Annotated in this window: 11 protein-coding genes; 3 read left to right on the top strand and 8 right to left on the bottom strand. The window is 68.7% G+C overall.

Annotation, left to right across the window (positions count from 1 at the left end; translation table 11 throughout):
• Positions 1-141: 141 nt before the first annotated feature.
• Complete coding sequence (locus ACIPJI_RS03490; RefSeq protein ID WP_307706250.1) at positions 142-915, top strand: TerD family protein; 774 nt, start codon at positions 142-144, stop codon at positions 913-915.
• 103 nt (positions 916-1,018) lie between these two features.
• Here ACIPJI_RS03490 and ACIPJI_RS03485 read toward each other — a convergent pair whose 3' ends face one another.
• The 6 genes from ACIPJI_RS03485 to ACIPJI_RS03460 all read right to left on the bottom strand — a co-directional run bounded on the left by ACIPJI_RS03485 (position 1,019) and on the right by ACIPJI_RS03460 (position 5,527).
• Positions 1,019-1,762, bottom strand: a complete 744-nt coding sequence (locus ACIPJI_RS03485) for a Tellurium resistance (RefSeq protein WP_402244225.1) — start codon at positions 1,760-1,762, stop codon at positions 1,019-1,021.
• 109 nt (positions 1,763-1,871) lie between these two features.
• Entirely contained in the window at positions 1,872-3,017 is a 1,146-nt protein-coding gene (locus ACIPJI_RS03480) for a DUF475 domain-containing protein (protein WP_356624843.1), read from the bottom strand.
• Positions 3,018-3,088: 71 nt separating this feature from the next.
• Positions 3,089-3,664 carry a TerD family protein gene (locus tag ACIPJI_RS03475; protein WP_402244223.1) on the bottom strand — a complete coding sequence of 192 codons (576 nt, stop codon included), beginning with the start codon at positions 3,662-3,664 and terminating at the stop codon, positions 3,089-3,091.
• Positions 3,665-3,771: 107 nt separating this feature from the next.
• The gene (locus ACIPJI_RS03470) at positions 3,772-4,347 is read right to left on the bottom strand and encodes a TerD family protein (protein WP_356624844.1); all 576 of its coding nucleotides are present in this window, start codon (positions 4,345-4,347) and stop codon (positions 3,772-3,774) included.
• Between the two features lie 170 nt (positions 4,348-4,517).
• Positions 4,518-4,976 carry a peroxiredoxin gene (locus ACIPJI_RS03465; protein ID WP_307706253.1) on the bottom strand — a complete coding sequence of 153 codons (459 nt, stop codon included), beginning with the start codon at positions 4,974-4,976 and terminating at the stop codon, positions 4,518-4,520.
• 110 nt (positions 4,977-5,086) lie between these two features.
• Complete coding sequence (locus ACIPJI_RS03460; protein ID WP_356624847.1) at positions 5,087-5,527, bottom strand: DUF3052 domain-containing protein; 441 nt, start codon at positions 5,525-5,527, stop codon at positions 5,087-5,089.
• Between the two features lie 440 nt (positions 5,528-5,967).
• On the opposite strand from ACIPJI_RS03460, the gene aceE reads away from it, so the two are divergent.
• Complete coding sequence (aceE, locus tag ACIPJI_RS03455; RefSeq protein ID WP_356624848.1) at positions 5,968-8,709, top strand: pyruvate dehydrogenase (acetyl-transferring), homodimeric type; 2,742 nt, start codon at positions 5,968-5,970, stop codon at positions 8,707-8,709.
• 70 nt (positions 8,710-8,779) lie between these two features.
• The gene (locus ACIPJI_RS03450) at positions 8,780-9,553 is read left to right on the top strand and encodes a potassium channel family protein (RefSeq protein WP_307706256.1); all 774 of its coding nucleotides are present in this window, start codon (positions 8,780-8,782) and stop codon (positions 9,551-9,553) included.
• Here ACIPJI_RS03450 and ACIPJI_RS03445 read toward each other — a convergent pair.
• Together ACIPJI_RS03445 and ACIPJI_RS03440 are read right to left on the bottom strand one after the other, a co-directional pair.
• On the bottom strand, positions 9,534-9,911 hold the full coding sequence (locus ACIPJI_RS03445; RefSeq protein ID WP_402244220.1) for a peptidase inhibitor family I36 protein: 378 nt from the start codon (positions 9,909-9,911) through the stop codon (positions 9,534-9,536). The genes ACIPJI_RS03450 and ACIPJI_RS03445 overlap by 20 nt on opposite strands.
• A 148-nt stretch (positions 9,912-10,059) precedes the next feature.
• A complete protein-coding gene (locus tag ACIPJI_RS03440) occupies positions 10,060-11,670 on the bottom strand; it encodes an MFS transporter (protein ID WP_402244218.1) in 1,611 nt (536 codons plus the stop codon).
• Positions 11,671-11,698 lie beyond the last annotated feature (28 nt).

Here is an 11,698-nt window from a genome sequence, read left to right as displayed (position 1 = left end):
CAGAGTTCCCCAAGTGCATGAACTCCGGGTAACTCGTCCGCTTCTCGCCCATGCCGTACGCGTGGCCTCGCCGGGCGCGGCACGTGCGGGAACTGGGCCCCGCGTTGTCCCGGGGCCCCTCGGCCAGGCAGGATGACCGGTATGACGCACGCGATGCTGAAGGGCTCGAACGTCCCTCTTGATGCCACGGCGGTACGTGCCGTGCTGCGCTGGACGCCGGGCGCGGCGGTCCCCGACGTCGACGCTTCCGCCCTGCTGCTCGGCGGTGACGGCCGCGTGCGCTCCGACGAGGACTTCGTCTTCTACAACCAGCCACGGCACCCGTCCGGGCTGGTGCGGCGGCTGCCGAAGAAGCAGGTCGGCGACCATCTGACGGATACGGTCGAGGCGGACCTGGCCGCGCTGGACCCGTCGGTGGACCAGGTGGTGATCGCGGCGTCGTCGGACGGCGGCACCTTCGAGCACGTACGTGACCTGCGGATACTTCTCCACGACGCCGCCGCGCCGGCCGGCGGGGAGCCGCTGGCTGTCTTCGACGTGAAGCCGGAGACCGGCGAGGAGACGGCGATCATCTGCGGCGAGCTGTACCGGCGCGGCGACGGCTGGAAGTTCCGCGCGGTGGCGCAGGGCTACCCGACGGGGCTGGTGGGGCTCGCGACGGCGTTCGGGATCTCGGTGGAGGAAGCGGAGGCGCCGGCGGCACCTGCTGAGCCTTCTACGCCTGCTGCGCCGGATGCGCAGGCCGCGCCGTCGTACGGCTATCCGCCGTCGGACGTGACGCAGCCCGCGCCCGCGTACGTGCCGGCGGCCCCGCAGCCCGCGTACGGCTATCCGCAGCCGGCCGCGGCGGCGGCGTACGCCCCCGACCCGAGCTTCCGGCTGCCGCCGATGGGGCCGCAGTTCCAGCGCCCGTAGCCCTGGCCGGCGCCGGCCTCGCACCCCGGCCCGGTTGCGGGGCTCCGCCCCGGACCCCGCGCCTCGATCGCCCGCGAGCCCGGCATGATCCAAACGAGAGGCCCTAGGCGCGGGACTGGGACTTGTAGCCGCGGCCCCATTGGAGGCCCCAGCCGTACAGGCGGTCCAGTTCCGCCTGGAAGCCGTAGACGAACTTCACCTCGCGGCGCACCGTCAGGTCGCCCTTCGTGTTCTCCACGGAGAACACCGCGCATGAGCGCGCCTGCGGGGCGCGCTCGTCGAGTTCTATCTCCACGCGCGGGCCGTTGCTCGGGTAGAGCGTGACGTGGGCGTGCGTGCGGTCGAAGGCCGGGGTCTGGTCGTAGATGTAGACGAAGAACAGCAGCCGCTTGATCGACTCCCGGTGGTCGAGGTTGACGAAGATCGTCTCCCCCGAGGGCGCGCCGAACCGGTCGTCGCCGCTGAGCTTCACGAACGGCGGGCCGTTCAGGTCGCCGAAGAAGCTGCCGAGCGGCTGGACCACGCCCTTGCTGCCGTCGGTCAGCTCGTACAGACAGCCCAGGTCGAGGTCGACGTTGACCACGCCCTGGGTGTGCGCCTGGACGACGTCCGGCTGGAAGAGCTTCAGGGGGTTGCTCAGCAGCCTGCCGCTCTGCCGGGAGCGGCCCTCGATGTCGGAGGTACGCATCCGCCAGGAGAGGTTGACGCGCAGGTTTCCGCTGGCCGCCCCCTGCTTGGTGAGCGATACGGACGGATTCCGCCTGGTCAGCTCGATGGAGTTGGAGGCGGCGCTGCCCGAGTCGAACTGCGCAGCCCTGCCCCGCCACAGGTTGTCCCAGATGGCCATGCCCCACCCCTAGTTGTCACTGGTCGTCCGGTGTTCCGCGGATAACGCGACGGGGCGGCCGGGAGCACCCGGCCGCCCCGCAAAGAAGCGTTCCTCGATGGTGTGGGCGTCACACCCCGGAGGAGACCTCAGCCTTCTCGTCCGGACCGCCGGCTTTCCCCTCGGCGTTCTCCAGCGCCTTGTTGCGGCGCAGCGAGGACCAGAAGGAGGCCGCGATCAGCACCACGCCGATGAGGCCGGTGATGAGCTCGCTGATCTCGTGCTGGATGGTGACGAGCAGGATGACCGCCAGCGCGCCGATCGCGTAGTGGGCGCCGTGCTCCAGGTAGACGTAGTCGTCGAGGGTGCCCTGGCGGACCAGGTAGACCGTGAGGGACCGGACGTACATGGCGCCGATACCGAGGCCGAGCGCCATCCAGAAGATGTGGTTGGTGATGGCGAACGCGCCGATCACGCCGTCGAAGGAGAACGACGCGTCGAGCACCTCGAGGTACAGGAAGAGGAAGAACGCCGCCTTGCCGGCGAGGCCGACCGCGGAGACCTGCTTGCCCTCCCGTTTGGCCTTCTCCTCCTCCTCGTGCTCGCGCTCCTCCTCTTCCTCGAGCTTGTCCTCGAAGTAGCCGGAGAGACCGCCGACGACGAGGTACGTGATCAGACCGGCGACGCCGGAGAGGAGCACGGTGGCCGACTTGTCGGCGTGACCTGTGCTGGTGTGCGCGTTGGTGGCGAAGGTGATCGCGGTGAGCAGCAGGACGATCAGCGCGATGCAGACCGACAGCATGTCGACCTTACCGAGCTTGGCCAGCGGCCGCTCGAGCCAGGCCAGCCACTTGTGCTCGCGCTCCTCGAAGATGAAGTCGAGGAAGATCATCAGCAGGAACATGCCGCCGAACGAGGCGATCGCCGCGTGTGCGTCGGTGACCAGGTCCTCGTACCTGTCGGGCTGGTCCATGGCCAGCTGGACCGCTTCGATCGGCCCGACCTTGGCACTGATGGCGACGATGACGACGGGGAAGACCAGCCGCATACCGAAGACCGCGATAAGAATGCCGATCGTCAGGAAGATCTTCTGCCAGAAGGCGTTCATCTTCTTGAGGATTCCGGCGTTGACAACCGCGTTGTCGAACGACAGCGAGATCTCGAGGATCGACAGGATCAGTACGATCCCGAACGCCTCCCAGCCCCACTGCCAGGCGGCGAATGCGAGGCCGAGCGCCGTGACGGCGAACGACCAGCCGAAGGTTTTCAGAACCACTGGCTACCCAATCGTGTAATTGTCCCCCGGGTGAAGCCTGGGGGAGGTTCTCCCCCGCGCCGCACGCGGCTTTACGAAACGTTGACCCCGAAGTCTAGAGCGATGCCCCGCAGCCCCGACGCGTACCCCTGTCCCACGGCCCGGAACTTCCATTCACCGCCGTAACGGTAGAGCTCACCGAAGATCATCGCGGTCTCCGTGGAGGCGTCCTCGCTGAGGTCGTAGCGGGCCAGCTCCTGCCCGTCGGCCCGGTTGACGACGCGAATGAAGGCGTTGCTGACCTGGCCGAAGGTCTGGCCGCGGTTGTCGGCGTCATGGATCGAGACCGGAAAGATGATCTTGTCCACGTTGGCCGGCACCTTGGCGAGGTCCACCAGGAGGGACTCGTCGTCGCCGTCGCCCTCACCGGTGAGGTTGTCACCGGTGTGTTCGACGGAGCCGTCCGGGCTCTTGAGCTGGTTGTAGAAGACGAACCACTCGTCGCCGAGGACCCGTCCGCTCTGGCAGAGCAGCGCGCTGGCGTCGAGGTCGAAGGGTGCGCCGGTGGTCGAGCGCGCGTCCCAGCCGAGCCCTACGAGCACCTGAGTGAGATTGGGTGCGGCCTTGGAGAGGGAGACATTGCCTCCCTTGGCGAGCGTGACGCCCATGTTGGTGAGTCCTCCCCTGGATGGCTTTACTGCGGGCCTCTTCGGCCCCAGGCGCGTCCGGCGCCGCACTGTGTGCGGCGCCGGACGTGGAGACTGCTGTGCCTGACTCAGACGTTCACACCGAAGTCCTGCGCGATGCCGCGCAGGCCGGAGGCGTAACCCTGGCCGATGGCACGGAACTTCCACTCCGCACCGTTGCGGTACAGCTCGCCGAAGACCATCGCGGTCTCGGTCGAGGCGTCCTCGCTCAGGTCGTAACGCGCGAGCTCGTTGTTGTCGGCCTGGTTGACGACGCGGATGAACGCGTTGCGCACCTGGCCGAAGGACTGCTGGCGGCTCTCGGCCTCGTAGATCGAGACCGGGAAGACGATCTTGTCGACGTCGGCGGGGACCGCGGCCAGGTTGACCTTGATCTGCTCGTCGTCGCCCTCGCCCTCACCGGTGAGATTGTCACCGGTGTGCTCGACGGAGCCGTCGGAGCTCTTGAGGTTGTTGAAGAAGACGAAGTTGCCGTCGTTGGTGACCTTGCCCTCGGCGTTGGTCAGCAGGGCGCTGGCGTCGAGGTCGAAGTCGGTGCCGGTGGTGGTCCGGACATCCCAGCCCAGGCCCACGGTGACCGCGGTCAGGTTCGGCGCGGCCTTGGTCAGCGAGACGTTGCCGCCCTTGCTGAGGCTGACTCCCACGAGTCCCTCCATTGTTGTTTCAGGGGCAGCGCCCCCGTCGTGCATGGCTATCGGATCAACGAAAGGATCCTAGTGACCGGTTCCCGCGCAAAACAGGCTTTCGCGCGCCGGTTCGCGCGAACGATGCCCGGACGGGACCGGGACGACGCGCGTGCGGCGAACGCCGTGGCTCAGAGGGCGTCCAGCGCCTTGACGTAGTCGTTCAGGTCGCGGGCGTCCGGCAGGCCGTTGACGACCGTCCAGCGCACCACGCCCTCCTTGTCGATGATGAAGGTGCCGCGCACCGCGCAGCCCTTCTCCTCGTCGAAGACGCCGTAGGCACGGGAGGTCTCGCCGTGCGGCCAGAAGTCGGAGAGCAGCGGGTACTCGAGGCCCTCCTGCTCGCCGAAGACGCGCAGGGTGTGGATGGAGTCGTTGGAGACGGCCAGCAGCTGGGTGTCCTCGTTGACGAACTTCGGCAGCTCGTCGCGCAGGGCGCACAGCTCACCGGTGCACACGCCGGTGAAGGCGAAGGGGTAGAAGAGCAGTACGACGTTCTTCTCGCCCCGGAAGTCCGAGAGCGCGACGGTGCGGCCGTGGTTGTCCTTGAGCTCGAACTCCGGTGCCTTGTCGCCGACCTCGATCGCCATGGAGAACGCTTCCCTTCTGTGTGCCGGTCCGGTAGGGGCCAGCCTACGCAGAAGGCCCCCACCGGCTGTGCCGGTGGGGGCCTGTTGTCTGTCCTTCGCCGCTCGGCGGCTCAGCGCTTCCCCGACTTCGCCCCCTTGGGGGTGACCAGCCGGCTGCCACTCCAGTCCTTGCCGGCGGTGATGCTCTTGGTCTGGGAGAGACCCGCCGTCTGTGCGGCCTCGTTGATGTCGCTGGGCTCGACATAGCCGTCACGGCCGGTCTTGGGGGTCATCAGCCAGACGACCCCGCCCTCGTCGATCAGACCGATGGCGTCCACCAGTGCGTCGGTGAGGTCCCCGTCCTCGTCGCGGAACCACATCACGACGACGTCAGCGACGTCGTCGTAGTCCTCGTCGACGAGTTCCTGGCCGGTAGCGGCCTCGATGCCCTCACGGAGCTCCTGCTCGACGTCGTCGTCGTAGCCGATCTCCTGGACCACTTGTCCGGGCTCGAACCCCAGCCTTGCTGCCGGGTTGGTCCGCTCCTCCGCGTGGTCCGCGGTCGCGCTCACGGCTTGCCTCCTGATCGTTTTCGACAAATGCTTCGGCCACGCGCGTACGCGCAGCATTGGCCGTAGTCCACACGGGCGGGGCGGATCGCGCAAGTACCCGGCCGTCCAGACCGCCGAAACGGTGACGTTTGCGGCCGTCTCGGCGCAACTCCAGGCAAGCGACGGGTCCCCGCCACGATCGTGACCACACCCTTCGACCGCGTACGCGGCATTCCTACCCTTTCACATCTCAATAGGAACCGAACGACCGAACGAAACGCATGGACGGGTCGGGCGTAAAGTTGCGATTCGGTCCGGCCCGCCCGCCGGTCCGGGGCCGGATGTCGCCGAGACCGAGGGTTACCTCCCGGTAGAGATGACGCGAGGCTCCCCGCGGTACACGATGGGAGGCGGTGCGACAGCTTTGCCGACCCAGTACCTCCGAACAGCGAAGGAACAGCGTGGCTTCCGGATCAGATCGCAACCCGATCATCATTGGCGGCCTTCCCAGCCAGGTCCCGGACTTCGATCCTGAAGAGACCCAGGAGTGGCTGGACTCCCTCGACGCCGCCGTCGACGAGCGGGGCCGGGAGCGGGCCCGCTATCTGATGCTCCGCCTGATCGAGCGGGCGCGCGAGAAGCGCGTCGCCGTGCCCGAGATGCGCAGCACGGACTACGTCAACACCATCGCGACCAAGGACGAGCCGTTCTTCCCCGGCAACGAGGAGATCGAGCGCAAGATCCTGAACGCGACCCGGTGGAACGCCGCGGTGATGGTCTCCCGTGCACAGCGCCCCGGTATCGGCGTCGGCGGCCACATCGCCACCTTCGCCTCCTCCGCCTCCCTGTACGACGTGGGCTTCAACCACTTCTTCCGGGGCAAGGACGACGGCAAGGGGGGCGACCAGATCTTCTTCCAGGGGCACGCGTCCCCCGGCATCTACGCCCGCGCCTTCCTGCTCGACCGGCTCAGCGAGCAGCAGCTGGACGCCTTCCGGCAGGAGAAGTCCAAGGAGCCGTACGGGCTGTCCAGCTATCCGCACCCGCGGCTGATGCCGGACTTCTGGGAGTTCCCCACGGTCTCCATGGGTCTCGGCCCCCTGGGCGCCATCTACCAGGCGCGTATGAACCGCTACATGGAGGCCCGCGGCATCGCGGACACCTCCGACTCGCACGTGTGGGCGTTCCTCGGCGACGGCGAGATGGACGAGCCCGAGTCGCTCGGCCAGCTGTCCATCGCCGCCCGTGAGGGCCTGGACAACCTGACCTTCGTGGTCAACTGCAACCTCCAGCGCCTCGACGGCCCGGTCCGCGGCAACGGCAAGATCATCCAGGAGCTGGAGTCGCAGTTCCGCGGCGCCGGCTGGAACGTCATCAAGCTGGTCTGGGACCGCTCCTGGGACCCGCTGCTCGCCCAGGACCGCGACGGCATCCTCGTCAACAAGCTGAACACCACGCCGGACGGCCAGTTCCAGACGTACGCGACCGAGACGGGCGCCTACATCCGCGAGCACTTCTTCGGCGGCGACCAGCGGCTGCGCGCCATGGTCGAGAACATGACCGACGAGCAGATCCTGCACCTCGGCCGCGGCGGTCACGACCACCGCAAGGTCTTCGCGGCCTACACGGCGGCCAAGGCCCACAAGGGCCAGCCGACGGTGATCCTGGCGCAGACCATCAAGGGCTGGACGCTGGGACCGAACTTCGAGGGCCGCAACGCCACGCACCAGATGAAGAAGCTGACGGTCGACGACCTGAAGCGCTTCCGTGACCGGCTGCACCTGCCGATCTCGGACCAGCAGCTCGAGAGCGGGCCCCCGCCGTACTACCACCCGGGCCGCGACTCGGAGGAGATCCAGTACATGCACGACCACCGCAAGGCCTGCGGTGGATACGTGCCGACCCGGATCGTGCGGGCGAAGCCCCTCCAGCTGCCCGAGGACAAGACGTACGCGGCTGTGAAGAAGGGCTCCGGTCAGCAGTCGATCGCCACCACCATGGCGTTCGTCCGGCTACTGAAGGACCTCATGCGGGACAAGGAGATCGGCAAGCGGTTCGTGCTGATCGCGCCCGACGAGTACCGCACCTTCGGCATGGATTCGTTCTTCCCGAGTGCGAAGATCTACAACCCGCTCGGTCAGCAGTACGAGGCCGTGGACCGCGAGCTGCTGCTCGCGTACAAGGAGTCGCCGACCGGTCAGATGCTGCACGACGGCATCTCGGAGGCCGGCTGCACCGCGTCCCTGATCGCCGCGGGCTCCGCGTACGCGACCCACGGCGAGCCGCTGATCCCGGTGTACGTCTTCTACTCGATGTTCGGCTTCCAGCGCACCGGCGACCAGTTCTGGCAGATGGCCGACCAGCTGGCGCGCGGCTTCGTCCTGGGCGCCACCGCCGGCCGTACGACGCTGACGGGCGAGGGCCTCCAGCACGCGGACGGCCATTCGCAGCTGCTCGCCTCGACCAACCCGGGCTGCGTCGCCTACGACCCGGCGTTCGGGTTCGAGATCGCGCACATCGTCCAGGACGGTCTGCGCAGGATGTACGGCGGGACCCCCGAGGAGAACGAGGACATCTTCTACTACCTCACCGTCTACAACGAGCCGATCCAGCACCCCGCGGAGCCGGCCGATGTGGACGTCGAGGGCATCCTGAAGGGCATCCACCGCTTCAAGCAGGGCGAGCAGGGCGCCATCCCGGCCCAGATCATGGCGTCCGGTGTCGCCGTCCCGTGGGCGCTCGAGGCCCAGCGGATCCTCGCGGAGGAGTGGAACGTACGTGCCGACGTGTGGTCGGCGACCTCCTGGAACGAGCTGCGCCGCGAGGCGGTCGACGTGGAGCGGCACAACCTGCTGCACCCCGAGGAGGAGCAGCGCGTCCCGTACGTGACGCGGAAGCTGTCAGGCTCGGAGGGCCCGTTCGTCGCGGTCTCCGACTGGATGCGCTCGGTCCCCGACCAGATCTCCCGCTGGGTGCCGGGCACCTACCAGTCGCTCGGGGCGGACGGTTTCGGCTTCGCGGACACCCGTGGCGCGGCCCGCCGCTTCTTCCACATCGACGCGCAGTCGATCGTGCTGGCGGTGCTGACCGAGCTGGCCCGCGAGGGCAAGGTCGACCGCGGCGCGCTCAAGCAGGCGGTGGACCGCTACCAGCTGCTGGACGTGGCGGCGGCCGACCCCGGCGCGGCGGGCGGCGACGCGTAGCGAAGATCAGCACGTCAGGGCGGCGGACCCACGGGTCCGCCGCCCCTGGCGTGTCCTTACGATTCCTGTCATGAAGCAGCAGACCGCCCAGATCCGCTGGGAAAAGCGCATGCAGACGCCCCTGCTGGCGCTCGCCCTCGTCTTCGCGGTCGCCTACACGATCCCGATCGTCGCCCCGGGGGCCCCGTCCTCGGTCCACCGGTCCTGTCAGGTGGCCGAGTGGGTGGTGTGGGGGACGTTCGCGGTGGACTACCTCGTACGGCTGTCGCTGGCGCCCGGCAAGTGGCTGTTCCTGCGCAGCCATCCGCTGGACCTGCTGGCGGTGCTGCTGCCCTTGGTGCAGCCGCTGCGGCTGCTGCGGCTGGTCTCCACGCTGCTGCTGGTGGGCCGGCGGGCCAGGATGGCCCCGCAGATCACGCTCACCACGTACGTCGGCGGCGCGGTCGTGGGGCTGATGATGTTCGGCTCCCTGGCGGTGCTCCAGGTGGAGCGGGACGCGCCCGGCGGGAACATCAAGACGCTGGGCGACGCCGTGTGGTGGTCGTTCACGACGATGACGACCGTCGGTTACGGCGACCACTCGCCGACGACGGGCCTCGGGCGGCTGCTGGCGGTCGGGCTGATGATCTCCGGTATCGCGCTGCTCGGTGTGGTGACGGCCAACATCGCCGCCTGGTTCATCTCCCGCTTCGAGCGGGACGACGCCGAGGAGCGGCGGCAGACGGCGCTGCTGGAGGCGCTGACGGTGGAGGTCCGCGGTCTGCGGGCCGAGGTGGCGCGGCTCTCGGGCGCCCCGGAGTCCGGTGCGCCCGAGGTGCCGGGGCCTAGTTCTCCCAGATCTTGAACGCCCTGACCTGGTACGGCGACCTGGGGAGCCAGGTGCCGCCGCCGGGGTAGGTCTCGAACTCGCCGGTCTCCGCGCACTCCTCGGACTGGTAGGTGGTGACGGGCCGTCCTGTCCGGTTGGCGAGGGCCTTGGCGGAGGTGCCCGGCGGCAGCGGTACGCAGCTCTCGATGTCGGTACCGGCGAGCTCATGGGTGCGGCGTGTGCCGCGGAAGTCGTTCTCGGTCCACAGGCACAGCTCGCCGGCCGCGCACGCGCCCAGACGCGGTGGTGCGGCGGACGCGGTCTGCGGTGGCTGGAGCAGCAGCGGCAGAAGTGCCGCGGCGGCCAGGGTGGCGGCGGTGACGGTCTTGCGCATGAGGGACCCCCGTGTGGTCGGACGAATCGGTGGGCCGACCCTGACCTGCGGTGACGTGGCCGCGGAAGGGGCCGCGGGGGAAATCATCCGGATAGGCGACAGCCCCGCCGGGGGTGCCCGGCGGGGCTGTCGACGCACGCGGTTGACGTCAGATGTGGGCGGCGCCCGCACCCGCCTCCGCGTTCTCGCCCCGCTTGGTGAGCACCGCGACCAGGGCCGCGACGACCGCGACGATGCCGGCGACCATGAAGGCCAGGCCCATACCTGACATGAACGTGTCGTGGATGACGTCACCGATCTTGGTGACCAGGTCCGGCGTCATACCGGGGGCCTGGGCCAGTTCGCCGGGGACGGTGCCGAACTCGGCGGCCTGCTCCAGCCGCGGGTCCGCCGGGACCGGGATGCCCGCGTCCTTCCAGTTGGCCGCGAACTCGGCGCTGACCTTGGCGGACATCACCGCGCCGAGGACGGCCGTACCGAGCGCGCCACCGACCTGCATGGCGGCCTGCTGGAGACCGCCGGCGACGCCGGAGAGCTCCATCGGGGCGTTGCCGACGATGACCTCGGTGGCGCCGACCATGACCGGCGCGAGGCCGAGGCCCAGCAGCGCGAACCACAGGGACATCGCGAAGGTGCCGGTCCCCTCGGAGAGGGTGGTCATGCCGAACATGGCGGCGGCGGTGCAGACCATGCCGCCGACCAGCGGCACACGGGGGCCGAACTTGGTGATCAGCGCACCCGCCAGCGGCGAGGAGACGATCATCATGCCGGTGAGCGGCAGCAGTCGCAGACCGCTGTCGACCGGGCTCATCTCCTGGACGCCCTGGAGGAAGAACGTCACGAAGAACAGGCCGCCCATGAAGGCGAACGCCATCAGCACCATCAGCACCACGCCGGCGCTGAGCGGCAAGGAGCGGAACATGGCGAGCGGCACGAGCGGCTCGTCGACCTTGCTCTCCCAGAAGGCGAACAGGCCGAACAGCACCACGGCGCCGGCGAGCCAGCCAAGGGTGCCGGCGGAGCCCCAGCCCCACTCGCCGGCCTTGATCAGCGGCCAGATGAGGCTGAACATCGCGCCCGACAGCAGCAGGATGCCGAGGATGTCGAACGACTTCGGGGCGTTCTCCGCGCGGTGGTCCTTCAGGATGACCAGGCCGAGGACCACGGCGAGGATGCCGACGGGCACGTTGATGAAGAACACCGACTGCCAGCTGACGTGCTCGACGAGCACACCACCGAGGATCGGGCCGCCGGCCGTCGAGGCGCCGATGACCATGCCCCAGATGCCGATCGCCATGTTCAGCTTCTCGGCGGGGAACGTGGCGCGCAGCAGGCCGAGCGCCGCCGGCATCAGCAGGGCGCCGAAGAGGCCCTGCAGCACCCGGAAGGCGATGACGAGGACGATGGAGTCGGACAGGCCGATGGCCGCGGAGGCGGCGGCGAAGCCGGCGATGCCTATGAGGAAGGTCTGCCGGTGGCCGAAGCGGTCACCGAGCTTGCCCGCCGTGATCAGTGCCACGGCCAGGGCGAGCAGATAGCCGTTGGTGATCCACTGGACGTCGGCCAGCGAGGCGCCGAGGTCCTTCTGGATCGCGGGATTGGCAATCGCGACGATCGTGCCGTCCAGCGCGACCATCATCACGCCGATGGCCACGGAGAACAGGGTCAGCCAGGGGTGGCCGCGAAGCCCCTTGACCGGTACCGGAGCGGAGTCCTGGGGATCCCTCGGCGCCTTTTCGACGGTGGTCTGACTAGTCATACGAGAAGACTAATGACAGCGACTGACA

The organism is Streptomyces sp. NPDC086835 (assembly GCF_044745705.1).
Classification (GTDB): Bacteria; Actinomycetota; Actinomycetes; order Streptomycetales; family Streptomycetaceae; genus Streptomyces.
The sequence above is the reverse complement of the archived record's forward strand: the minus strand, read 5'-3'. Positions and strand labels throughout refer to the sequence as shown.

Excerpts from the sequence above, each read along its gene's own strand:
- ACIPJI_RS03475 (WP_402244223.1), bottom strand. The coding sequence starts at position 3,664 with ATGGGCGTCACGCTCGCCAAGGGAGGCAATGTCTCCCTCTCCAAGGCC.
- ACIPJI_RS03485 (WP_402244225.1), bottom strand. The coding sequence starts at position 1,762 with ATGGCCATCTGGGACAACCTGTGGCGGGGCAGGGCTGCGCAGTTCGAC.
- ACIPJI_RS03465 (WP_307706253.1), bottom strand. The coding sequence starts at position 4,976 with ATGGCGATCGAGGTCGGCGACAAGGCACCGGAGTTCGAGCTCAAGGAC.
- ACIPJI_RS03445 (WP_402244220.1), bottom strand. The coding sequence starts at position 9,911 with ATGCGCAAGACCGTCACCGCCGCCACCCTGGCCGCCGCGGCACTTCTG.
- ACIPJI_RS03440 (WP_402244218.1), bottom strand. The coding sequence starts at position 11,670 with ATGACTAGTCAGACCACCGTCGAAAAGGCGCCGAGGGATCCCCAGGAC.
- ACIPJI_RS03490 (WP_307706250.1), top strand. The coding sequence starts at position 142 with ATGACGCACGCGATGCTGAAGGGCTCGAACGTCCCTCTTGATGCCACG.
- ACIPJI_RS03450 (WP_307706256.1), top strand. The coding sequence starts at position 8,780 with ATGAAGCAGCAGACCGCCCAGATCCGCTGGGAAAAGCGCATGCAGACG.